This window comes from Rhizobium sp. CF080, assembly GCF_000282095.2.
GTDB lineage: Bacteria > Pseudomonadota > Alphaproteobacteria > Rhizobiales > Rhizobiaceae > Neorhizobium.
In genome coordinates this window covers 1,180,758-1,204,033 of the sequence record NZ_AKKC02000004.1, presented here as the reverse complement: position 1 = coordinate 1,204,033, position 23,276 = coordinate 1,180,758, and the positions used below count along the sequence as shown (strand labels likewise).

Below are 23,276 nucleotides of genomic sequence, written 5' to 3'. Positions count from 1 at the left end.
GGGATACAGGCCCGCCCGCGACAAAACTCAATCCAGCTTCTTTTCCGCCAGAAAGTTCGACACCAGGTCGGCGATCTGCACGTTGTTGAGGTCCGACATCAGGAAGTGGGTATTGCCCCGCACACCGGTTTCTGGAAGGTGGATGAGGCGGGCGTCGCCGCCGTGCCTGTTGATTGCGGCCACCCAAAGCTTGGCCATGGCGAGGCGAACGCGCCAGTTATCCTGTCCACGCGCATTGGTCGGTTCGGTCGGGAAGTTGTCGCCGTAGTAGATGACGATCGGGATGCGGGTCAGTTTTTCGAAATCTGTGACCGGCACGGCCTCCGGCGTCAGCGTACCGGCTGCACTCGGCATCGCCGCGGGCACTTCACCCTCCGGGAAGATGAAGCCGCTGCCTGGTTCAAAGGCGACGACACCTTTCACGTTCCCATTCTTGATCGCCGTGAGCCAGCCCGGACCTCCTGCCTGCGAATGGGTGAACAGGATGCCGCCACCGATCTTGTCGAAGAGGGCCGACATCGCGTCGGAGATGACGCCAGGATCATAAGGACCGGTGTTGGGTGTCACCGAGCTCAGGAACTGGTCCAGGGCCTTTGGATCACGGTCGAACTGGACGTTGTCGAAGTAGTTCGGCCAGGTGCCGATCCGGAACTGGTCGAAGAACAGCTGATCGTAGGGGGTCGGTTCGATCGTTGCGGCGACGGTGCTGTTGCCGGCGCGCCCGCGACGAGGCTGGTCGATCGTATAAATCGGAAAACCGCGACGCAGGAAGATTGTCTGAAAACCTTCCCGACCATCAGGGGTCGTCTCCCAGCTCCGGCCGGACTGGTAGGCGCCATGCAGCATGACGATCGGCAAAGGTTTGTGGTTCTGCGGCACCTGGTAAAAGGCATAGAGATGGTCGCCATGGATGCTCTGGCCTTCGGCAGTCGGCACGTTGTTATTATAGGTGCCAGGAGTCGTGACGGCCCTGCCGCCCACTGCGAAACTGCCTTGCTCCTGTATGACGAGAGGCGGCGCGTTCTCCGCGGGCTGCGCGGCAACGATACTTGCGGCGGAAATCTGGGCCGACACAAGCGCGGCAGGCGTGAGGAATTTCAAAAGTTGTCGCATCTTTTCTCTTTCCGGTCGACTGGTCCAGGAAAGTACGTCACCGACACGAGGAGAATTAGAGGCTGCTGCCCGCATGACGTTATTAGGCTAGCTTATCAATCAAGTTTAATTGATGAGCACGTCAACTCCTGTAACGCAGTGCGTTCACCACCAGGGAGAACGCCGGGGAGGTATGCCTACGGTTCGGATAATACAGATGATAGCCCGGGAAGGGTGGGCACCAGTCCTCAAGGACCCGGATCAGTTCACCACGTTGGAGATGCGCCTGGACCTGATCTTCCGGCATATAGGCAAGGCCGAGGCCCCGGAGCGCCGCGTTAAGCCGCATCGGCAAGTTATTGAAGACGAGCTGCCCTTCGACACGAACACGCAGCTCCCTGTCATCCTTCTCGAACTCCCAGGGAAAGATGGTGCCGTGGGTTGGCAGCCGCATGTTGATGCAGTTGTGGCTTGTCAGGTCCTGCGGCATCTCCGGGTAGAGATGCGCGCGGAAATAGGCCGGCGAACCGACGACCGCCATGCGGATCTCCGGGCTGATCGGGATTGCGATCATATCCTTCGCAACCTGCTCGCCGAGCCGGACCCCGGCATCGAACCGGTCGGCGACGATGTCCGTCAGCCCGTAGTCGACGATGATCTCTACCACCAGGTCTGGATGGTCGGGCAGGAACTTTTCGAGCGCCGGCGCGAGAACCGAGATCGCCGCATGTTCTCCGGCCGTTATCCGGATCATACCAGCAGGCTTGTCGCGCATTTCGCTCAAAGCTGCGAGTTCAGCCTGGATCTCATCGAAGCGAGGACCTGCCGTCTGTAGCAATCGCTCGCCGGCCGCCGTCGGCGAGACACGCCGGGTCGTCCGGGTCAGCAACCGCAGACCAAGGCGGCCTTCGAGGCCCCGTATGGTCTGGCTGAGGGCGGACTGCGAAACGCCGAGCTTTACCGCGGCCTTGGTAAAACTCTCCTCGCGGGCGACGGTGACGAAAGCAACAAGATCGTTGAAGTTCTCGTTTGGCATTCATTAGTCCTGCTTATAGGGTCATGCGTATTATAGCGGCTAATCGACGGACTGCGCGAGGTCTATATTCGCCCTGCATCGGCCTGACCGGCATCTACGGCAGGGCATGACAAGAGCGAGATGATCGTGCTGCTGAGCGATGCCCACGGGCGAGGGATCACCCACTTCGACACGGCAGAAGCCTATGGTCCCTTCGCCCATATTGCAGGCCGTGGACCTGGAGCTGACGCCCGAGTATCTCGCCGAGATCGACCGGGAGGCCTCGAAGGTTGAAGTGCAGGGCGAGCGTCTTCCAGAGGCCGTATTGAAGATGTCCGGTCACAGAAACGGACGGTTGATTTGACGGAAGGCGTCGGCACCTTTCAGGGTTTTCGCCTTCCATTCGTGTCAGTGGGGCGATGCTCACCAGCCCATCATCATCTTGCAGCTGCGTGTCACAGTTCAAGGCGTGGAAACCTGGGCATCTGCTTCACGGGTCACCACGTCCTCCTGGAGCTGTTCGCGTGGGATTTTAGTCGAGTTCACGGCCCTTGTTGTAATCGTCGTCGGATACCTTTTCCATCCAGGTGACGGAGTTTCCGTCCAGAGCCTCGGCGACCGCGAAATGCGTCATCGCCTCATCGACCGAGGCACCATGCCAGTGTCTCACATGCGGCGGGATCCACACGACATCGCCCGGCCCAACCTGTTCGACAGGGCCATTTTCCTTCTGGATCCAGCCTTGGCCGAAGACGATGAAGAGCGTCTGGCCAAGCGGATGGGTGTGCCAGGCGGTTCGGGCCCCTGCTGAAAAAGAGACGGTCGCACCGCCTATCCGCGCCGGCGCATCGCCGCGATAGAATCCTGACGTTTCCACTTTGCCGGTGAAGTACTGTTCGGGTGCGGATGCCCTGCCATCTCCTGCACGCGTGATATTGACCTCTGCAATCACGGCCGTCTCCTGCACCGGCGGAATATCGCGCTGATCGAACACCCGCTTCACCACTGGAACTGCGGACATGGCTCTTGGCCACCCGGCGTAAAAGGCGATGTGGGTGACCACCTCGGACATCTCTGCACGCGTCAAGCCATTGTCCATCGCCCGGTTCACATGGAAAGGAAGCTGTTCCGGCTGCCCGATCGCCACCAGGGCTGCCATGGTCACGAGGCTGCGATCTCGGGCGGAGAGATCTGGACGCTGCCAGAGGTCGCCGAACAGGACGCGGTTGGTGAGATCCGCAAGCACCGACGCCGTTGGCGCGACATTGGTATTCACGGTCTCCGCACGCGCCGCTTCGGCTGCGGCTTCAAGTTCGATCCGTGCGGCCTCGCTGTTCGAAACGGTGCCGATCCCGCGCTCTTCGAACACCTTCTTCGTCTCGGTGACAGCCGACATGGCATTCGGCCAGCCCGAATAGAAGGCAAGCTGGGTGATCAGTTCGCCGATCTCTTCAGGCTTCACGCCGTTGTCGAGCGCCCGGCGGACATGGCTTCCGGTCTGGGCGGCCTTGCCGGTCGCCACCAGGGTCGCAACGGTCACCAGACTGCGATCCCGCGGCGAGAGTTCCGTGCGTTCCCAGACCTCGCCAAAGAGGACGTCGTCCGTGAAGTGGCCCAGGCCCGGTGCGGTTTCGTAGACGGCTGGAGGTGCGACGCGCGGCCGCCTGCCTTCGGCTTCGGCGCTTGTCGCTGCCATTGCGGACACTGCGATGGTGGCTGCGATCCTCTTCATGAACTTGTCTCCGTCTAAGGTTTAGTCAGGGATATTGGCGTTAAGGGCCGAAGGCCGCCCGCTGCTCCTAGAGCCGGAGCAGCGTCTTGATGGCCCGGCGCTCGTCCATGGCGCGGTAACCCTCCGCGACGTCCGCAAGCGGGATCTCCAGGCTGCCGACTTCCACGACGACGCCGCAGTATTCATGGCCCATTGCCATCGGCGTGGCGACGTCGTTCGCGCCGCGGAAAGGCCACAGATCCGAGCCGCAGACGCAGCTTGCGGACAGCTTTATGATCGCGTCGGTCGGTTTCAGGATCCTGGGTTCGGCGACCTCTTCACAGCGGACGTCGCCGGGGGCGTAAAGCATTGTTGCTAGCATCTTGATGTCCTTTCCAGTAATTGCTTCGCGCGTTTGATTGGGCTGGGGTCACTTCGGCGCGAGTTCGCCATAGAAGTACGAGGCGGTCACGCCGCCATCGATGAGGAAGTCGCTGCCGGCAATGAAGGCGCCGTCCGGCCCCATCAGAAGAGCGGCAAGCGAGGCGATCTCGTCCGGCGTTCCCGCTCTTCCGGCCGGCGACAGATCGATCATCCTCCGATAGCCTTCGCCACGTGGTCCGGTGAGTTCGTCCTTGGCGAGCGGGGTGATGACGATGCCAGGGCTCATCGTATTGACACGTGCGCCACGCTTTCCCCACCTGACTGCCTCCGCCTTCACCCGCAGCGCGTTGCCGCGCTTGGATATCTGGTAGGCGTTTAGCGGATCAGTGATCTTGTCCGCCTGGAGCATTGGCAGCGCGAGCAGTTCTTCTGCGGGCGTGGTCGCAAGAAGCCTGTCCTGATCCGCCGTCAGGGCGGGGAGGCGATGGCCGGACATGGAGGCGATGACCACGCAGGAACCGCCCGGCGCGATGACATTGCCGAACTCCTCCAGTATGACTGCCGTGCCGTAGAGGTCGACCTTCAGGATGAGTTCCGGAGGTGCCTGCGACGGAGAGACACCGGCCGCATGGACGATTCCGGTGATATCCCCGATGGCCGTCGCCGCTTCGACAAGCGCGTGCACCGAAGCCCGCGACGAGATGTCGACGGCGGCCGTGCTGACGTCGAAGCCGGCTTCGCTGAGGACTTTCGCGGCAGCTTCGGCATTCTCTCGTCTAAGATCGGCGAGAAGCACGTGTCTGCCGGAGCTGACGCGGCGGGCGATCGCCTGGCCGATCGAGCCTGCGCCGATCACGACGGTTACGCTGGTCATGATGGAGATCCTTTTCGTACGGGCTGCGGATCAAGCTGCAGCGTGGCTTTTTGATACTTTGCGCAAGTCATGCCGGACCCCGTCCGGCTCCTGGTCGAGCGGCATGTTGTCGACGTCGAGGACGGCGTCCAACGCGTCTTCCGGATCGGGCTTGAGCGCTGCGAACAGTGGATCGAGATCGGCAGGCGCTGGCCCTTTTTCCGCGACGAGCTCCAGGGTTTTCCTGTGCGCAACGTCCGAAGTCAGGCTTCCAACCAGTACCTCGGCGATTTGTTGCCGCGAGATGACACCGTCGCTTGGCGTGCCGGAATGCCGACGATCCCCTTGTAGAAACACCAGCCGATGCTGGTCGGCCGCGTTGTAGTCGAACCATCCGGGCCGGACGATCGTGTAGGGTAAGCCGCTTGCACGCAGAAGCCGCTCGCCCCTCCGCTACCAGTCGTGACCCTGGTTGGTCTGGTTGTAACTGCCAAGCCGCTCGGTAATGCCGATCGTTGTCATGAGAGCCACGCGGACGTCGCGGCCGCCGATCGCGGAGAGGACGCTCCTGATGCCGCCATAGTAGACAGCTTCAGAGGCCTCCTTTCCATGACCGTCGGCATTGACCGTCAGCACGACCGCGTCAATTCCTTCAAATGCCGGCGCTAAAGTTTCCGGGCGAGTCACGTCACCGCCGACCACCTCGACGCCCGCCGGAAAACGCGTAGCCCTCGAGGGGTTCCTCGTCAGGGCCCGCACAGTGTGACCTTGGCGAAAGGCCTCTTGCACGACGAGGCGGCCAATGCTGCCGGTCGCGCCAATGACCAGAACGTTGAAGGGGACGCGATCCATCGTTTCTCTCCTTGTCATTCCGCTTAAGTGCCACGGGCGGTAGCCTTGCCGGACCACTGGCGTCTGACTCACGATCTTGCTTTTCGCGACCGTCATGGCAGCGTTCCCGCTTTGTATGTTGGATGAATATACCGGCCAGCGATTGATCGGATTAGATGGGATCTTTGGCATGAACCTATGTCTGTTGTTCATGAATGAGTTCTTCTTGCCGACGCGCGCGAACCTGTCCTGCCCAAGCATGTATGAATGCGAGCGATAACCGCATGCGACGAGAGGCGCCTAATCGAGCCAGCTTTCCGCTCTACCTTCGTCTCCGGCGCCACCCGCCGCCCCAAATAATTGAAGTGGAGCCGGACATGCAGGATCCTATCCAACTGGAACTTTCCCGACGGGATTTACTTATTTCCTCGGCTGCGACGGTCGCGGTCACGGGTGTCGCCGGAAGCGCGGCGGCGCAGTCTGCGGGGAAGCAAATGGCTTATGTGACCAAGGTAAACTTCACCGTCAACGGCGAGAGGCGCGAGCTCGACGTCGACAACAGGACAACATTGCTCGACGCATTGCGAGAGCATCTACATCTTACAGGTACGAAGAAGGGATGCGACCACGGACAGTGCGGTGCCTGCACCGTCATGGTCGACGGCCGCCGGATAAATTCCTGTCTGACCCTGGCCGTCATGCACGACGGCGACGAGGTCACAACGATCGAAGGGCTCGGCCAGCCCGGCAACCTTCATCCGATGCAGGCTGCCTTCGTGAAACACGATGGTTTCCAGTGCGGATACTGTACGCCAGGCCAGATCTGTTCCTCTGTAGCTGTCCTCGAGGAGATCAAGGCAAACATCCCGAGCCACGTCACCGGCGATCTCAATAGCCCTGCGCAACTCACCGCGGCCGAAGTTCGCGAGCGGATGAGCGGTAATATCTGTCGATGCGGCGCCTATTCCAACATCCTCGATGCCATTTCGGAAGTCGGAGGGATCACAGCATGAGAGCCTTCACCTACGAACGCGCCTCCTCAGTCGAGGCCGCAGCTAAGGCGGCCGCTTCCAATCCAGAAGCCAAATTCATTGCCGGCGGAACGAACCTGCTCGACCTGATGAAGCTCGAGATAGAAACGCCGACGCATCTGATCGACGTCAACGGCCTTGGGCTCGACAAGATCGAAGCCACACCCGAAGGCGGGCTGCGCATTGGCGCTCTGGTCCGAAACACCGACCTTGCCGCGCACGAAACTGTTCGCCGCGACTACGGGCTGCTGTCACGAGCCCTCGTCGCGGGCGCGTCGGGTCAACTCCGCAACAGGGCGACGACCGCCGGCAACCTCCTGCAGCGCACCCGCTGTCCGTATTTCTATGACCCGAACCAGCCGTGCAACAAACGCCAACCCGGCAGCGGCTGCTCGGCAATCGGCGGCTTCAGCCGCCAGCATGCCGTCGTCGGAGTGAGTGACGCTTGCATCGCGACCCACCCGAGCGACATGGCGATTGCGATGCGGGCGCTCGATGCGACCGTCGAGACCGTAAAAGCAGACGGGAGCCGCCGCGCGATTCCGATCGCCGACTTCCATCGTTTGCCCGGCGACACGCCGCATATCGAGACCGTGCTGGAGCGAGGCGAGTTCATCACCGCTGTCCTGCTTCCATCTCCAGTCGGTGGGAAACATATCTACCGCAAGGTCAGGGACAGAGCCTCCTATGCGTTTGCGCTCGTTTCGATCGGAGCGATTATTCATCCCGACGGAACCGGACGTGTCGCGGTCGGCGGCATTGCCCACAAGCCATGGCGGGTCGAAGCAGCAGAAGCTGAACTGCCAAAAGGTGCCCGGGCGGCGGCGAGGGGGATCCTCGCGGACGCCCGTCCCACTGAACAGAACCGATTCAAGGTCGATCTCGTCGAGCGCGCGCTTGGCGCCGTCCTTTCCGAAGCAAGGGGTTGAGCCATGAAGTTCGAGACACCTGCAACAACCAATCCGATCGATCGTCTCAAGGTCATCGGCCAGCCGATCCATCGCATCGACGGCGAGCTCAAGACGACTGGTCGGGCGATGTATGCCTATGAGTGGCATGACCCGAACACGCCTTATGCCTACGGCTACCCGGTCGGTGCTGCGATCGCCAAAGGCCGCATCAACGCCATGGATGTCACAGCCGCCAAGAGCGCGCCCGGCGTGCTTGCCGTGGTAACGACCCTGGATGTCGGCAAGCGCAAGAAGGGCAAGTTCAATACCGCGAACCTCTTCGGCGGCGATGAAGTTCAGCACTATCATCAGGCGATCGCCGTCGTCGTTGCCGAGACTTTCGAAGAAGCGCGGGCTGCTGCCGCGCTGGTCAAGGCCGATTATGCGGAAGAGAGGGGCACATTCGATCTGAGCGCCGAGCGGAGAGCAGCCAAAAAACCGGATGAGTCTCAAGAGCCCGATACCGCCGTCGGCGACTTCGAAGCGGCTTTCCGATCCGCTTCGGTTACCCTGGACCAATCCTATACGACGCCCGACCAGTCTCATGCGATGATGGAGCCGCACGCCTCGATCGCCGCCTGGAATGGTGACGAAGTGACTGTGTGGACCTCCAGCCAGATGATCGACTGGTGGCGCTCCGACCTTGCGACGACTCTGGGTGTCGACAAGGGGAAAATCCACCTCATGTCGCCGTTTATAGGCGGCGGGTTTGGCGGCAAGCTCTTTCTGAGGGCCGACGCCGTCCTTGCCGCTTTCGGCGCCAAGGCTGCGAACCGTCCCGTCAAGGTGGCGTTGCCGCGCCCCTTCGTGATCAACAATACGACTCACCGTCCAGCGACGATCCAGCGCATCCGCATCGGCGCTGAGCGGAATGGAAAGATCACCGCGATCGCCCATGAAAGCTGGTCGGGAGACCTGCCTGGCGGTGGACTGGAGACCGCCGTCAACCAGACGCGGCTCCTTTATGCGGGGGCGAACCGGATGACGGCCATGCGCCTTGTGACCCTCGACCTGCCTGAGGGCAATGCCATGCGCGCGCCAGGCGAGGCGCCCGGGTTGATGGCGCTGGAAATCGCCATTGACGAAATGGCTGAAAGGGTCGGCATGGACCCGATTGAGTTCCGGATCGTCAACGACACCCAGGTCGATCCGGAAAAGCCTGAGCGTCCGTTCTCTCATCGGGACCTCATCGGCTGTCTTAAGCTCGGCGCAGACCGCTTCGGCTGGAGCAACCGACCGAAGGTCGGGTCCCGCAGGGAGGGCGACTGGCTGATCGGGATGGGGGTCGCAGCCGCCTTCCGCAACAATCTTGTCCTCCCGTCCGGAGCACGCGTAAAGCTCGACAGGCAAGGTGTGGTCACGGTCGAGACCGACATGACCGACATCGGTACCGGCAGCTACACCATTATTGCCCAGACGGCTGCGGAAATGATGGGCGTTGGCATCGACAAGGTGGCCGTGCAGCTCGGCGATTCACGCTTTCCGGTGTCAGCCGGTTCCGGCGGACAGTTTGGGGCAAACTCCTCGACGTCAGGCGTCTATGCCGCCTGCATCAAGCTTCGCGACGCGATCGCTCAAAAGCTTGGTTTCAACTCCGGGGACGCCGTCTTTGAAAACGGCATCGTCAGATCTGGAAACCGTTCGGTTCCCCTTGCCGAGGCAGCCGGACCAGGCGGCCTTGTCGGCGAGGATACAATGGAGTGGGGCGATCTTGCAAAGACGCACCAGCAGTCTACCTTCGGGGCGCATTTCGTCGAAGTCGGCGTCGACGTTGCGACCGGCGAGACCCGCATTCGACGGATGCTGACCGTCTGTGCCGCGGGTCGTATCCTGAACCCGATCACGGCCCGCAGCCAGGTGATCGGCGCGATGACCATGGGTGCCGGCGGCGCCCTTTCAGAAGAACTCGCCGTCGATACCCGGCGCGGCTTCTTCGTCAACCACGACCTTGCCGGATATGAGGTGCCTGTTCACGCCGACATCCCGCACCAGGAGGTGGTTTTCATGGCCGAGACTGACCCGATGTCGTCGCCGATGAAGGCGAAGGGCGTTGGCGAACTCGGCCTATGCGGCGTCGCGGCTGCGATTACCAATGCGATCTACAACGCGACGGGGGTCCGCGTCAGGCACTATCCGATCACGCTCGACAAACTGATCGGCGGCCTGCCCGACGTCGCCTGATAACCTCGACGGCGGCCGCGGCCGCCGTCGAGACGTCGAGCAGCGAAACACCGCAGCCGCGTGCGCTTGACCTGCCGGCGCGCTCCATATGTGGCTTGGCCAGAACGACGACGCCCAGCCGCGCACACCGAAGCTCCATGCCGACTTGATGAGGCACTCTCTAACCGCAGTCTAAGGGGCACTATTTCATCATCGAGGCGCAGTCTCCGCGTTGGTCGGCGCTTTCCATTACGGATGTGGCATTGTCGGTTCTGTAGCAGTGAGTTCGCTGGCTGACGGAACCTTGATCCCGCTGGCCATCGTTGCAGGCCCTGGCAGTCTCGCAAGCCTTGGTCTCGTGCCAGCGAAAGCTTGACCGCCAAGCGATTGCCTGCTTCAGCTTGGGCAATCAATCATTGTCGATGTCAGGAGTTCATGAATGAGACGCGAGGAACTGGTCGATCTCAATGCCTTCCTGACGGTCGCGGACGAACAGAATTTTACCCGAGCGGCCGCCAAGCTCGGGACATCGCAGTCCGCCCTCAGCCACACCATCCGGCGCCTCGAGGCGCGGTTGGGCGTCCGCCTGCTCACCCGCACGACCCGCAATGTTGCGCCAACCGAGGCGGGTGAACGCCTTCTCTCCACACTCCGTCCTGCATTGGACAGCATCGGATCTGAGCTCGCTTCATTGAGCGAGCTTCGAGAGCGACCTGCCGGCAATATCCGGATCACCACATCGGAACACGCGGCGACGACGGTGCTTTGGCCGGCGCTTCGAAAACTGCTTCCGGAGTACCCCGACATCAACGTCGAGTTGGCAATCGACTCCAGCTTAACCGACATTGTCTCAGAGCGCTTTGACGCAGGCGTTCGCCTTGGAGAAGCTCTCGCCAAGGACATGGTTGCAGTTCGTATCGGGCCAGACCTTCGAATGGCGGTCGTCGGATCGCCTGAGTACTTCGAGCATCATCCCAAACCGCTCGTCCCGCAGGACCTGGCGTCGCACAGATGCATCAACCTTCGTATGCTGAGTGGCGGCGGGCTCTATACATGGGAACTTGAAAAGGAGGCACGGGAACTTCGCGTGCGCGTCGAGGGCCAGCTTGCGTTCAATCGTACGAACATGATTGTCACTGCTGCCGAAGATGGGTTCGGGCTTGGGTTTGTCATGGAAGACCATGTCGGCAAGCAACTTGCCAACGGACGCCTTGTAAGGGTGCTCGAAGACTGGTGTCCCGCCTTTTCCGGGTACCATCTCTATTATCCGAGCAGGAGGCAGCCATCCGCAGCTTTCTCCATACTGGTCGACGCTCTTCGATATCGCACCTAACCGTTGCGCTCAGTGAATGGCGCCTCTCACCAACCCCCGTCGCTGGAGAAGTTTGGCGCGCGCCCATGACTGCTACCTAGAATTGTGCAGACTACGTCGCTGGCGCGTACGGATGTCTGCCGGTTGCCGCTATCTCGTCCCAACTGCGCTACGACACCTGAGACATCGACCGGAGCTATAAGGTTATCCCGGAATCCGCCTAAGCTAGCCAAAGAACTCGAGACTCTCGCCGCAATCATTTGCCCGCACGCAGGCAGCCACGATATGCCGTATCGGCATATCTGAAAGGCGCCATACGAAACTGGTGATATCGCTCTGGAATGCTATGGTTGTCTCGCGGCTGAAGTCCACGGTCGCAAGGGAGTTCTCAGATTCAACATGCGGCGAGACGTGACCTGCATTCACAGTTGCGGTGCGGTGTTCGCGTACGGAGGCAAATATGGTATCATCGCATAAATGGAAAATTAGCCTGGCCGGGGAGTGTATGGTGAGCCGGCCATTCAGCATGCATGACGAACCTGAATTCCAAAGGGTTTGGGATCTGCTGAAAGATGCCGACGTGACCTATGGTCACCTCGAGATGAATTTCGCCGAATATGATGAACTGAAATGGCCGGCCCGCGGTCAGGGCATCGGCAGCTTCATGATGTCCGATCCGGAAATCGCCAAGGACCTGAAATGGGCCGGCTTTGACATCATGTCGACGGCCCACAATCACAGCTTCGATTTTGGTGCCGAAGGCCTCTTCGCCACCAGAAAGCATATGAAAGCGGCAGGCATCGTCACCGCCGGCACAGGCGCCGATCTCGAACTCGCCAGCGAGCCCGGCTATGTCGACAAGAAGAACGGGCGCGTGGCCCTGATTTCGACGAGCTCAGGCAACCAGCATTTCATGTGGGCCGGTCATCCGAAGGGCGCCCTCAAGGGCCGCCCCGGGGTTAACCCTCAGCGTCTTACCTTCGAATTCATGGTCGATCCGCAGACGGCCGAGAACCTCAAGGCGTTCGGCGAGAAGCTGAATGTCATGAAGAAGCCGAAGCATGGGCGCGAAGGTTCATTCGGCATCCAGATTCCCGGCGCCCAGCAATGGGGCGATCCGGAATCCTTCTTTGTCGGCGATCACTGTGAGATCATCAGCCGCTGTAACAAGCGCGATCTGGAGCGCAACCTGCGTTCGGTGCATGAAGCCAAGGAATTGTCCGACCTCGTCATCGTCGCGCACCACTTCAGCGTCTCGGACGGCCCGCGAGGGGACACGCCTCCCGGCTTCGTCAAGGAATTCGCCCGCGCGGTAATCGATGGCGGTGCCGATATCTATGTCGGTCACGGCTGGCATCGGACGCTCGGCATCGAGATCTACAACGGCAAGCCGATCTTCTACGGCGTCGGCAATTTCTTCGCCCAGTCGGAATTCATCCAGCGGGTCCCGTATGACAGCTACGATGCATGGGGACACGATGTGGACCGGCTGCAGACCTTGACGCCCGCAGCCTATCCGCTGCATCCGGGCCTCGACACGCCCTCGGATACCTGGTGGAGCTCGGCGGTTATCCAACTCGAAATGCAGAATGAAAAGCTCAAGCGCATTTTGCTTCATCCCGTGGAAATGGGCCGTGATTCCTCACCGGAGGTCAAACAGACCCGTCGGACAGGGACGGGCGATCATCACAATACCGAAGGCCGTCCGCTGATGGCGAAGGGAGAGGATGCCGTTCGTATCCTCGATCGCTATCGCAGGCTGTCGGAGCCCTTCGGCACCAGGATCGAGATCCGGGATGGTGTCGGCGTCGTTGAGCTCTGATACACGAAATGGTCACTTGCGGCGGAGGAGGAAGCCGTCGCAAGTGAATGTATCTCCGCCGAAATCGCCGATCCTCTTCGGCAACAAGGCCAGCGTTTACAAAGGGAGGTGACCAATGCAGCATCTCAGCGATTTGGTTGTCGATGGGAGCATTTCCGCACCGGCTACCGGTTCGACGCCGCTGCTCGATGTTCGTGATCTTACGGTCACTTTTTCAAACGGTACGGAATCCGTCCAGGTCGTCCGCGGGCTCGACTATTCCATCGCGAAAGGCGAGACGCTTGGCATCGTTGGCGAAAGCGGCTGCGGCAAGACGATGACATCGCTGGCCCTGCTCGGCCTCATCGCCGGCGGCGGCAAGGTCGGCGGCATCATCGATTTCAAAGGTCAGGACCTTGCGAAGTTCAGCCAGAAGCAATGGCAGCATCTGCGCGGCCGGCGAATTGCGATGATCTTCCAGGAACCGATGACGGCGATGAACCCCGTCATGTCTGTCGGTCGCCAGATTGCCGAAGTGCTCGTCAAGCATGAAGGAATTTCCAGGAAGGTAGCCGCCAGTCGGGCGGTGGACCTCCTCGACCAGGTGGGTATTCCCTCGCCGGCACGCAGGGCCGAGGACTATCCGCACCAACTCTCCGGCGGCATGCGCCAGCGCGCCATGATTGCCATGGCGCTTGCCTGCAAGCCGGAGCTTCTGATCGCCGACGAGCCGACGACCGCGCTCGACGTGACGATCCAGGCACAGATTCTCGATCTGATGCTGACGCTTCAGGACGAAGCGAACATGTCGATCCAGTTCATCAGCCACAATCTCGCTGTCATCTCCGAGGTCGCCCATGCGATCATGGTCATGTATGCCGGCAAGGCTGTGGAATATGCGCCGGCCCAAGCGCTGTTCGACAATCCGCTCCATCCCTATACCCAGGGCCTGATCGCAACGCTTCCCGACCCCGACAAGCCGGTGAAGCGCCTCTATGTCATTCCCGGACGGGTCACGTCGGACGTCATCCCGGGATGCCGCTTTGCCAAACGCTGTCCGCTTGCCGACGAATACTGTCGGCAGGTCGAACCGGAATTCCTGGAAGTCGCTCCAGGCCATCGTGTTGCATGCCATAAGGTTAAACCATGACCGAACTTCTCAAGCTCGATCATATCAATGTCGATATTCCGATCGGTGGCGGCTTCATGAAGCCAAAGCTGTGGCTCCAGGCCGTCAACGATGTGTCGCTGACCGTCGCCAAAGGCGAGACACTGGCGCTGGTGGGCGAAAGCGGCAGCGGCAAGAGCACCCTCGGATTCGTGGTCGCCGGCCTGCGCAAGCAGACCGCGGGCACGGTGACGTTCAACAGCAGCCGACCCTCGGTGGACGGCAAGGCTCCCGTCCAGGTGATTTTCCAGGATCCGTTTTCGGCACTCGACCCCCGCATGGTGGTGGGCGATATCGTCGCCGAACCGCTGCGCCTGAAGGGAGTTCCCTCCGGCAAACGGGCCGCGCGCGCTGTTGAAGTCCTCGGGCAGGTCGGACTGCCGCCGGAATCGGCGCGCCGCTACCCTCACCAGTTCTCCGGCGGCCAGCGGCAACGCATTGCGATTGCTCGCGCCCTCATCGCCGAGCCAGAGATGATCGTTGCAGACGAGCCGTTGTCCGCACTGGACGTGTCGATCCAGAGCCAGGTGCTGAACCTGCTCGACGACATCAAGCAACAGCACGGCATCAGCTACCTGTTCATCAGCCACGATCTCGGCGTGGTGCGGCACCTTTCGGACCGGGTCGCGGTTCTTTATCTAGGCCGCCTGATGGAAGTGGCGAGCCGCGACGATCTGTTCGAGACGCCGAGCCATCCCTATACGCAGGCCTTGCTCGCGGCCGTACCGCGGATCGGCAAGGGCCGGCGCAAAAAAGAGCAGATCCTCAAGGGAGAGATGCCTTCGCCGCTCGCTCCGCCGTCCGGCTGCGTCTTCCACACCCGCTGTCCGAAGGCACAGGATATCTGCCGCAAGGAAAGGCCCCCGCTGTCGCCTGCGCCGGGTCGGCCCGCCCAGCTTTCCGCCTGTCATTTCAAGGATTGAGCCGATGTTGAGATATACGATATCGCGCCTTCTCCAAGCAGTCCTCGTCATCCTGGTGATGTCGCTGCTTCTGTTCATGCTGATCGGCCTGATGCCAGGCGATCCCGTCGAGAACATGCTGGAAGGCAACCCGTCGCTTACACCGGAAACCATGGCCCAGATGCGAGCGCTCTACGGTGTCGATCAACCGATCTGGACCCGCTACGGGCACTGGCTGGTTTCGGCATTGCACGGTGACCTCGGCTATTCGAGCGTCTACTTCCGTCCCGTCATGGATGTACTCGGCCCTGCCGTGGTTCAGACAGCCAAGCTTCTGGTGCTGACCGAACTGATCAGCATCCCGATTGCCATGCTGCTCGGTGCGATTGCCGCCCGCAAGCCCGGTGGCTGGACGGACAGCGTCGTCAGTCTGTTTGCCTTTGCAAGCATCTCCCTTCCAGGTTTCTGGACTTCGCTGATCCTGATCATCGTCTTTTCGGTCAAACTCGGCTGGCTGCCGGCAAGCGGTACACCATTGCTCGGAGGTGCCTCTCTCGGCGAGCAGTTCTATCACCTAGTGTTGCCGGTCACGGTTTTGACCTTCTTCCATGTGGGGCCGCTCGTTCGGTACGTGCGTGCTTCGATGATCGAGACGCTGAATTCGGATTTTGTCCGCACCGCGCGTGCCAAAGGCCTATCTGAAACCACGGTCGTCATGCGTCACGCGCTACGCAATGCCTTGATCCCGATGGTCACCGTACTAGCGCTCGGCTTCGGCTCGCTGTTTTCCGGCGCACTGGTGGTCGAAACGATCTTCGGCATGCTCGGCATGGGCAAGGTCATTTACGATTCCATCAGCAACATCGATTTTAACCTGGCTCTGGTCGGCCTTCTGCTCGCGACGATCGTCACGCTTCTGTCGAGCCTGCTTGCCGACCTTGCCTATGCTTGGCTTGACCCGAGGATTACGTTGAAATGAGCACCGTCACCGTCGAAAGCCGGCCGGCGAAGGCCGAAAAGAATTCCGTCTGGAGCAAGCGTTGGGATCGATTCCGGCACAACAAGCTGGCAATGATCTCGCTCGTTTTTCTCCTGATACTGGCCATCGCCTGCGCAATGGCTGGCCCGATCGAATATTTCCGGGGCATAGATGCCAACGCGACCAACCTTCTGCGGCGTTTCAAGCCTCCGTCTGCCCAGTACTGGCTCGGCACGGACGATATCGGACGTGATGTGCTGCTGCGACTGCTTTACGGCGGCCAGGTGTCGATCGCCGTCGGGCTGCTCGCCACCCTGATCACCGCGGTCATCGGCATCGCCATCGGTGTCACGGCGGGCTATGTGGGTGGGCAGTTCGACAATATCTTGATGCGGATGACGGACTGCATCATTGCCCTGCCGCTGATCCCGGTCCTGATCGTGCTCGGGGCCGTCGATCTGACGAAAATCGGCCTCAGTCCTGACGCAGCGACCTCACCCACGGTGATCTTCCTGCGGATCGTCATCATCATCGCCCTGGTGGATTGGACCACGATCGCCCGGATAGGGCGTGCAGGTGCGATCGGATTGCGGGATGTCGACTACGTCCGGGCGGCGAGCGTCAGCGGCGCAAAGGGACGTTACAACGTCTTCGTGCATGTGTTGCCGAACATCGCCACGCCCTTGATCGTCGCCATGACACTCTCGGTGGGCCGCATCATCCTGTTCGAATCGACGCTCAGCTTTCTTGGTTTCGGCATCGTTCCGCCCACTCCGACCTGGGGCAACATGCTGACCAATGCACAGCAGCTGATCATTTCGGCGCCCATGCTCGCCGTCTATCCCGGTCTTTTGATCTTCGCCACCGTGATGGCGGTCAATTTCGTCGGCGATGGTGTCCGTTCTGCATTCGATCCGCGGGCTGAATCGAGCTCGTCCCATTGAGGGCATGAAAAACAGAAATCCAAGGAGGAGAAAGCAATGACATCTTTGAGATACAATATGGCCAGGCTCGCCAAGGTGGCGCTGGCAGGAGCAGCAATCGCAGTCGCCGGAGCATCCGGTGCCATGGCGCAGGCCAACAAGACACAGCTCGTTGTCGGCCAGCTGCAGTTCCTGACCAACTTCCACCCGCTGATCCAGGTCAACAATACCAAGCGGCTTGTGGTCAACTATTCGCTGCGACCGATGACCGCCTTTGACCAGAACGTCGTCAACCAGTGCATCCTGTGCGAGACGCTGCCAACGATCGAAAACGGCCTCGCCAAGATCGTTGATCTGCCCGACGGCAAGAAGGGCATGACGGTAACGCTGAAACTGAAGAAGGGGCTTTCCTGGGGGGATGGCAAGCCGGTGACGTCGAAAGACATCGAGTTCACCTGGAAGATGGCGCGCGATCCGAAGATCGGTTTCTCCAACTACAATTCCTGGGATCGCGCCTCCGAGCTGCAGGTGGTCGACGAAAGCACCGTCACCCTGACGCTGCCGCAGATCCTGTCCAGCTACAATTCCTGGGACCAGGTCATTCCCGAGCATTTGGAAGGGCCGGTCTATGCGGCCAATCCGACGCTCGACACCTACGTCAAGCAATCGCTCTACAATACCCAGCCGACCAATCCGGGCCTGTGGAACGGTTCCTATCTCCTCAGCGACTACCAGATCGGCACCCGTATCGTCTTCACGCCGAACCCGAAATGGGTCGGTGCCAAGCCGCATCTGCAGCGCATCGTGCTCAGCTATCGCGACAACTCGTCTTCGCTGTTGCAGAACCTTCTGGCCGGATCGGTCGACGCGGTGCCGGTCAGCCCGGGCGGGATCAGCTTCTCGCAGATGCTCGACCTGCGCGGCCAGCAGCCGACCAAGTTCAAATATTATATCGACTACGGGACCAACGTCGAACGTATCGCTATGAACTTCGACAATCCGATTCTCAAGGACAAGTCGGTACGCCAGGCGCTTCTCTACGCGATCGATCGCCAGGCGATCAGCGATGAGCTGTTCGGCGGCCTGCAGCCGGTGGCGAACGGCATCCTCAGCGACGAGAATTCCTACTACAACAAGAACATGACCATCTACAAATATGATCCGACCAAGGCCAAGGACCTGCTGGCGAAAGCTGGCTGGAAGCCCGGCCCCGGCGGCATCTGCGTCAACGACAAGGGCGAGCGCCTGTCGCTCGAACTGGTTTCGACGGCCGGCAACCAGACCCGTGAGCAGATCGCCCAGGTGCTGCAGAGCCAGATGAAAGAAGTTTGCATCGAGATCAAGAACAACTTCGTGCCGCTGCAGGAATTCAATGGCGACATGGCCCGCAAGCGCAAGTTCAAGGCGCTGATAATGTCTTCCATCGACTTCTCGCCCTCGGTCTCGCCACGCATCGCGCTCGGCTCCGATGCCGTGCCGAAGGCAGACAACAACTTCGTCGGCAACAACTTCTCGGCCTATTCGAGCCCGGCGATGGACAAGGCGATTTCCGAGCTCGAAGTTGCGCTCGACCCGAAGACCACCAAGGAGAAATGGGCGGAAGTGCAGAAGATCTTTTCCGAAGACCTGCCGATGCTGCCTCTCTACTTCTATCCGCGCGCCTATGTGGCGGTGCCGGATCTGGTGAACTTCCGGCAGGGCACGCTCGATCCGCTGCAGATCTGGGCGGAAGAATGGGAACGGAAGTAAGGCGGACCTGAGGGTCGGCCTGTCGGGTAGCACGTAAAGCGGGGGATTTCGAATGAGGATGAACATTGCCATCCTGGACGACTATATCGGTGTTTCGCAGCAGGTCGCCGATTGGGAGTCATTGAAATCCCGCGCCAATGTCGTGGTGTTCGACAGGCCGCTTGCCGTGCCGGACGAGGCGGCACGGGCGCTTGCGGATTTCGATGTGATCTGCACGCTCAGGGAAAGAATGCCGATCCCGGCGTCGCTGATCGAGCGGCTGCCGAAGCTCAGATATATCGTCGTGACGGGAAAGCGTTACGACACTGTTGATGTCGCGGCGGCAACTGCTCGCGGCATCCTTGTTTCCAATACACCGGTGACCGGGACGACGGGCGCTGGCGGTGTTGCCGAACTCGTCTGGGGGCTGATCCTGTCTTCGACACGGCATATCGCTTCGGAAGACCGGATGATGCGTCAGGGCGGTTGGCAGCATCAGGCGGGAACGACACTCGGCGGCAAGACGCTGGGTATTCTCGGCCTCGGCGGCCTCGGCCGGCAGGTAGCAGGGATCGGGAAGGCTTTTGGGATGAAGATTCAGGCCTGGAGCCAGAACATGACCGACGAGCACGCGGCAGCGGTCGGTGGCGAACGCGTGTCGAAGGAAGAGCTCTTTGCGTCATCCGACATCATCACGGTGCATTTGGCACTGAGCGAAAGAACGCGCCATATCGTCGGGGCGCCCGAGCTTCAAGCCATGAAGAAGACGGCTTTCCTCATCAATACGGCACGGGGTGCGATCGTCGACGAACAGGCACTTGTCGAGGTGCTCCAGTCCGGGTCGATCGCCGGCGCCGGCCTCGACGTCTACGAAAAGGAGCCGTTGCCGAAGGATCATCCGTTCCGCAGCTTGCCGAATGTGGTGATCACGCCGCATGTCGGCTATTTCACGCGCGAAATGCTCGGGACCTACTACGGTGACGCCGTCCGCCTCATCGATGCGTTCCTCGATGGAAGGCCGGACCGGGTGGTGAACATGGGCCGGGTGGAACCCGTTTCCTGACCTGTTCAGGCAGGGCCCGATTTCCTTATGCGGTTGGGGGCGTTACGCCATTGTGTGGCCCACACCGCAGGGAACGGCCTTGGTCTCGGGGCTGGGTGGAAATTTCCGATGGCTGGCCTCTCACTTCCGGAGCAATTGCAGGCTGAGATCCCTGAGTATCCGGAAGGCAGCCTCATGCAGCTTGTTTGACAGTCTGCGAGCCGGCTGGACGAGTTGGACCGAAAGGATCAGTTCCGGACCGACGATCTTGCGCAGTTCCAGATCGTGTCCCGCATCCGGACCCTTCGATGCCAGGGTTCGTTTCGATGCAACGGTAAATCCGTAGCCGTCTCTCACGAGATCGAACATCGTATCGAGGGGATCGAGTTCAAATACGATATTGAGTTTCTGCCCCAATCGCGCCAGTTCCGAATCGAGCAACACCCTTGTACTGTTCGGACGGCAGGCAATTACCATCGGCACGGCCGCAAGCGATTCGAGAAGGACGGGCTGTTCATCGCTAAATACTCCCTCGCGGCCAATCAGATAAAGGTTCTCGTCGACAAGATCATTGATCTCCAGCATCGGCGACGAAGGCGCGTCGTACATGATCGCCATGTCGAGACGACCGGACAATATCCACTCCTGAAGCTGGTTTGATCGGCCGTGGACCAGCATAACCTGGGCGTCGGACAATTCCTCCCTGAGCTTGCGAATAAGCGCAGTGGCAATGGCCGTGGATATGGTTGCGGGCAATCCAATTGCGACTTTCCCCGACTTTCCCGTCCGGGAATTTTCGATGTCTTCGTAGGTGCGCTCAATGAGCCGAAGAATGCCGCGGGAGTTGTCCAGCAGGCGTTGTCCCGCCTCAGTTAGCTCCACCCCTCTTCCATTGCGTATGAGAAGCTTTTCCTTAAGCTCCGTTTCCAGATTCTGGACTTGTCTGCTCAGCGCCGGCTGAGCGACATGCAGAAATGCCGACGCGCGGCTAAAGCTCCCAAGTTCTGCGACCCGCACGAAATAACTGAGCTGGCGGATATCCATCTTTCTCCTCCGAAGCTGATATGCCGAAATGGCATGTCTGATAGTTTGACAGGCCGACTGGCGATATCAAAACACCCGTTGTAGCAATACCGCAAGTGCATTTTAGCCTGGGAGGAGATGCGATGTCGGTTTCGGAGGACGTCTCGTCGCGCGGTGATTTCAAGGTATGGCAATGCGTGCTCTGTGCCTATGTCTATGACGAGGCGCTGGGCGATCCCGACGGCGGTGTAGCGCCCGGTACACGATGGGAAGACGTGCCGGAAGACTGGGTCTGTCCTGAATGCGGCGCCCGCAAGAGCGAGTTCGACATGGTCGTCGTCGGCTGACGACACGCAATACGGTGGTCTTCGCAATGTCTGGTATCTTGATCCTCGGTGCTTCCCATTCCGGCGTGGCTGCAGCGGCTGCCCTGCGCACCGCGGGTTATGGCGATGCGATAGCTTTGGTGACGCAAGAGGTCGTGCTGCCCTATCATCGGCCGCCGCTTTCGAAGGAAGGGCTGACGAAGGACGAATATGCGCTCACACCGCTGCGGCCGGAAAGCTTCTACAAAACAAACGGGATTGATCTGAGGCCGGGCGTTCTCATCGCAGACCTCAATCGCGCGGAGAAATACGTCATTTCCGCCGACGGGACACGCTACCCCTACGAAACTCTGATCGTTGCTTGCGGCGCAGAGCCGCGCCGCCTGCCGAGCGCGGTCGATCCCGGCCGGATCGCCCATTACCTGCGGACCCACAACGATCTCGTCGGGCTGAAGGAGCGCATGGCCAACGCCAAGTCGATCGCCATCATCGGTGGTGGACTGATCGGCGTGGAGATTGCTGCGATAGCCGTACAGAAAGGTCTTCAGGCAACGGTCATAGAGGCCGGTGTCCGGCTGATGGAACGAACCGTCAGCAAGTCGATCGCGAATTACGTCCTGGACCGTCATGAGGCCAGCGGCCTCAAGACCCGGTTCGGGGCGGTGGTGACAGGGGTCCACCGTGACGACCAGCGTGGCGTGGACGTGGTGACGCTGAGCGGCGGCGAGACGATCGAAACCGATATGGTCGTGGCAGCAATCGGTGTCGTTCCTCATGATACCCTGGCCAAAAATGCCGGGTTGGCTGTTGATGGCGGGATTCTGTGCTCCCCCGAAGGATTGACATCCGATCCCTCGATCTATGCCGTCGGCGATTGCTCCGCCTGGTATGATCCTGAGCTTGAACGCCATGTTCGCAATGAGGCGGTCAATCCCGGCCAGGACCAGGCAAAGATCGTCGCTGCGGCGATCACGGGAACCGAAATGCCTCCAAAAAAGCTGCCGCGCTACTGGTCGCACCAGGCCGCGATCCAGATTCAGATGGCCGGTAACGTGCATGGCTCGGACATGGAAGCCGTCCTGAAGGCTCCGGCGAGCGGCGCATTTTCCGTCCTCGGGTTCAGAGACGGGCATCTGGTCGCCGTGCAGGCGATCAACGCGCCGCAGCAGTTCGGCAAATTGCATGGCTTGATCGGCATGGACCGCGATGCGCTGGCAACGGCGCTGGACGTGGAATTCCCGCCATCTCACCATCATTGAACGAAAATCGATACCCACTGGCAGAGGAGTTTAATTGCATGCAGGCTGCATCTTATACGGAAAAGGAACCGAGCCGTTTTCGTCGCGGCCAGTCCTGGAAGATCAACATGTTCGGGAAGAACTCCGACATCGCGGCTCCGGACCCGCAGGCATTCCGGCTCGACCTCAACGCCCACCAGAAGCTCGACTCGCATTTCCACATCGTCGACCAGTTCCAGGTCTTCATCGCTGGTAGCGGCACGATCGGCCGGGATACCGTGCATCTGGTAACGGTCCACTATGCCGATCACCACACGGGCTACGGTCCGCTGATTGCCAGTGAACAGGGCCTGTCCTATCTGACGCTGCGCAGCAAGACGGATGCCGGTCTCGTCTATCTCACCACGCCGAATGTTCGCGAGAAGCTGAGGCCGACGAAACGCCGTCACCGGACGTCGGAGCCCGTTGCGCTGTCGATCGAACCCGTTCTGCGGAACCGCACGGAACTGACGGTCGATACGGTGCTCGAAGAGCAGCCGGGCGACGATGGAATGAACGTCAAGGTTTTCCGCCTCGGTCCCAATATGACGGCGCAGACGCCCGACCCGAGACTTGGCGGCGGGCAGTATCTGATCGTGCTGAACGGTAGCCTCATCCACGAAGGCCAGAGCTACAAGCCGTTTTCGCTGATCTTCCTGCAGTCCGAAGACACCACGCCGACCTTGCTGGCTGGCGAGGATGGACTAGAACTGATGGTCACGCAGTTTCCACTGGAAGACGAGTGGATGAAATCCATCTGACCGGTGG

Annotated in this window: 20 protein-coding genes and 2 pseudogenes; 15 read left to right on the top strand and 7 right to left on the bottom strand. The window is 60.5% G+C overall.

What is annotated here, in order from left to right:
• Positions 1-27: 27 nt before the first annotated feature.
• Both PMI07_RS12615 and PMI07_RS12610 read right to left on the bottom strand, forming a co-directional pair.
• Positions 28-1,113, bottom strand: a complete 1,086-nt coding sequence (locus PMI07_RS12615) for an alpha/beta fold hydrolase (protein WP_007757615.1) — start codon at positions 1,111-1,113, stop codon at positions 28-30.
• Positions 1,114-1,234: 121 nt separating this feature from the next.
• Positions 1,235-2,128, bottom strand: a complete 894-nt coding sequence (locus PMI07_RS12610; protein WP_007757617.1) for a LysR family transcriptional regulator — start codon at positions 2,126-2,128, stop codon at positions 1,235-1,237.
• A gap of 184 nt (positions 2,129-2,312) precedes the next feature.
• Here PMI07_RS12610 and PMI07_RS34855 point away from each other — a divergent pair, with 184 nt between their 5' ends.
• Positions 2,313-2,471: a hypothetical protein gene (locus tag PMI07_RS34855; protein WP_155956449.1), complete on the top strand. Its 159-nt coding sequence runs from the start codon at positions 2,313-2,315 to the stop codon at positions 2,469-2,471.
• A gap of 168 nt (positions 2,472-2,639) precedes the next feature.
• On the opposite strand, the gene PMI07_RS12605 is transcribed toward PMI07_RS34855, so the two are convergent.
• The 4 genes and pseudogenes from PMI07_RS12605 to PMI07_RS34850 all read right to left on the bottom strand — a co-directional run bounded on the left by PMI07_RS12605 (position 2,640) and on the right by PMI07_RS34850 (position 5,907).
• Positions 2,640-3,839: a carboxymuconolactone decarboxylase family protein gene (locus PMI07_RS12605; protein WP_007757618.1), complete on the bottom strand. Its 1,200-nt coding sequence runs from the start codon at positions 3,837-3,839 to the stop codon at positions 2,640-2,642.
• A 151-nt stretch (positions 3,840-3,990) separates the two neighbouring features.
• Positions 3,991-4,200 (bottom strand): annotated as a pseudogene (locus tag PMI07_RS12600) (alcohol dehydrogenase catalytic domain-containing protein); the annotation flags it as partial.
• Positions 4,201-4,248: 48 nt separating this feature from the next.
• The gene (locus tag PMI07_RS12595) at positions 4,249-5,076 is read right to left on the bottom strand and encodes an SDR family oxidoreductase (protein ID WP_007757620.1); all 828 of its coding nucleotides are present in this window, start codon (positions 5,074-5,076) and stop codon (positions 4,249-4,251) included.
• 30 nt (positions 5,077-5,106) lie between these two features.
• Positions 5,107-5,907: pseudogene (locus tag PMI07_RS34850) on the bottom strand (SDR family oxidoreductase).
• A gap of 356 nt (positions 5,908-6,263) precedes the next feature.
• Here PMI07_RS34850 and paoA point away from each other — a divergent pair.
• The 11 genes from paoA to PMI07_RS12535 all read left to right on the top strand — a co-directional run bounded on the left by paoA (position 6,264) and on the right by PMI07_RS12535 (position 19,903).
• Positions 6,264-6,899: an aldehyde dehydrogenase iron-sulfur subunit PaoA gene (gene paoA / locus PMI07_RS12585; protein WP_007757625.1), complete on the top strand. Its 636-nt coding sequence runs from the start codon at positions 6,264-6,266 to the stop codon at positions 6,897-6,899.
• Positions 6,896-7,846, top strand: coding sequence for a xanthine dehydrogenase family protein subunit M (locus PMI07_RS12580; RefSeq protein WP_007757627.1), 951 nt, complete (start codon positions 6,896-6,898; stop codon positions 7,844-7,846). The genes paoA and PMI07_RS12580 overlap by 4 nt, the downstream gene beginning before the upstream one ends.
• Positions 7,847-7,849: 3 nt before the next feature.
• The gene (paoC, locus tag PMI07_RS12575; protein WP_007757629.1) at positions 7,850-10,048 is read left to right on the top strand and encodes an aldehyde oxidoreductase molybdenum-binding subunit PaoC; all 2,199 of its coding nucleotides are present in this window, start codon (positions 7,850-7,852) and stop codon (positions 10,046-10,048) included.
• A 418-nt stretch (positions 10,049-10,466) separates the two neighbouring features.
• Positions 10,467-11,360, top strand: coding sequence for a LysR family transcriptional regulator (locus tag PMI07_RS12570; RefSeq protein WP_007763421.1), 894 nt, complete (start codon positions 10,467-10,469; stop codon positions 11,358-11,360).
• A gap of 439 nt (positions 11,361-11,799) precedes the next feature.
• Positions 11,800-13,161 (top strand): CapA family protein, encoded by a 1,362-nt coding sequence (locus tag PMI07_RS12565; RefSeq protein ID WP_007763423.1) that lies wholly within the window; start codon positions 11,800-11,802, stop codon positions 13,159-13,161.
• Between the two features lie 115 nt (positions 13,162-13,276).
• Positions 13,277-14,290 carry an ABC transporter ATP-binding protein gene (locus PMI07_RS12560; protein ID WP_007763425.1) on the top strand — a complete coding sequence of 338 codons (1,014 nt, stop codon included), beginning with the start codon at positions 13,277-13,279 and terminating at the stop codon, positions 14,288-14,290.
• Positions 14,287-15,231, top strand: coding sequence for an oligopeptide/dipeptide ABC transporter ATP-binding protein (locus PMI07_RS12555; protein WP_007763428.1), 945 nt, complete (start codon positions 14,287-14,289; stop codon positions 15,229-15,231). Before PMI07_RS12560 ends, PMI07_RS12555 begins: the two co-directional genes overlap by 4 nt.
• A gap of 4 nt (positions 15,232-15,235) precedes the next feature.
• Positions 15,236-16,189 (top strand): ABC transporter permease, encoded by a 954-nt coding sequence (locus PMI07_RS12550; protein ID WP_007763431.1) that lies wholly within the window; start codon positions 15,236-15,238, stop codon positions 16,187-16,189.
• Positions 16,186-17,133, top strand: a complete 948-nt coding sequence (locus tag PMI07_RS12545; protein ID WP_007763446.1) for an ABC transporter permease — start codon at positions 16,186-16,188, stop codon at positions 17,131-17,133. The genes PMI07_RS12550 and PMI07_RS12545 overlap by 4 nt, the downstream gene beginning before the upstream one ends.
• Positions 17,134-17,169: 36 nt before the next feature.
• Positions 17,170-18,861 (top strand): peptide ABC transporter substrate-binding protein, encoded by a 1,692-nt coding sequence (locus PMI07_RS12540; RefSeq protein ID WP_007763449.1) that lies wholly within the window; start codon positions 17,170-17,172, stop codon positions 18,859-18,861.
• Positions 18,862-18,913: 52 nt separating this feature from the next.
• Positions 18,914-19,903: a D-2-hydroxyacid dehydrogenase family protein gene (locus PMI07_RS12535; RefSeq protein WP_007763454.1), complete on the top strand. Its 990-nt coding sequence runs from the start codon at positions 18,914-18,916 to the stop codon at positions 19,901-19,903.
• A 120-nt stretch (positions 19,904-20,023) separates the two neighbouring features.
• On the opposite strand, the gene PMI07_RS12530 is transcribed toward PMI07_RS12535, so the two are convergent.
• Entirely contained in the window at positions 20,024-20,926 is a 903-nt protein-coding gene (locus tag PMI07_RS12530) for a LysR substrate-binding domain-containing protein (RefSeq protein WP_007763456.1), read from the bottom strand.
• Between the two features lie 122 nt (positions 20,927-21,048).
• Between PMI07_RS12530 and PMI07_RS12525 the strand changes: the two genes are divergently transcribed.
• Genes PMI07_RS12525 through PMI07_RS12515 form a run of 3 tightly spaced genes read left to right on the top strand, consistent with a single transcriptional unit; the run spans position 21,049 to position 23,269 of the window.
• A complete protein-coding gene (locus PMI07_RS12525; protein WP_007763459.1) occupies positions 21,049-21,252 on the top strand; it encodes a rubredoxin in 204 nt (67 codons plus the stop codon).
• Between the two features lie 26 nt (positions 21,253-21,278).
• On the top strand, positions 21,279-22,490 hold the full coding sequence (locus tag PMI07_RS12520) for an FAD-dependent oxidoreductase (protein ID WP_007763462.1): 1,212 nt from the start codon (positions 21,279-21,281) through the stop codon (positions 22,488-22,490).
• 38 nt (positions 22,491-22,528) lie between these two features.
• Positions 22,529-23,269 (top strand): hypothetical protein, encoded by a 741-nt coding sequence (locus tag PMI07_RS12515; protein WP_007763465.1) that lies wholly within the window; start codon positions 22,529-22,531, stop codon positions 23,267-23,269.
• Positions 23,270-23,276: the final 7 nt, after the last annotated feature.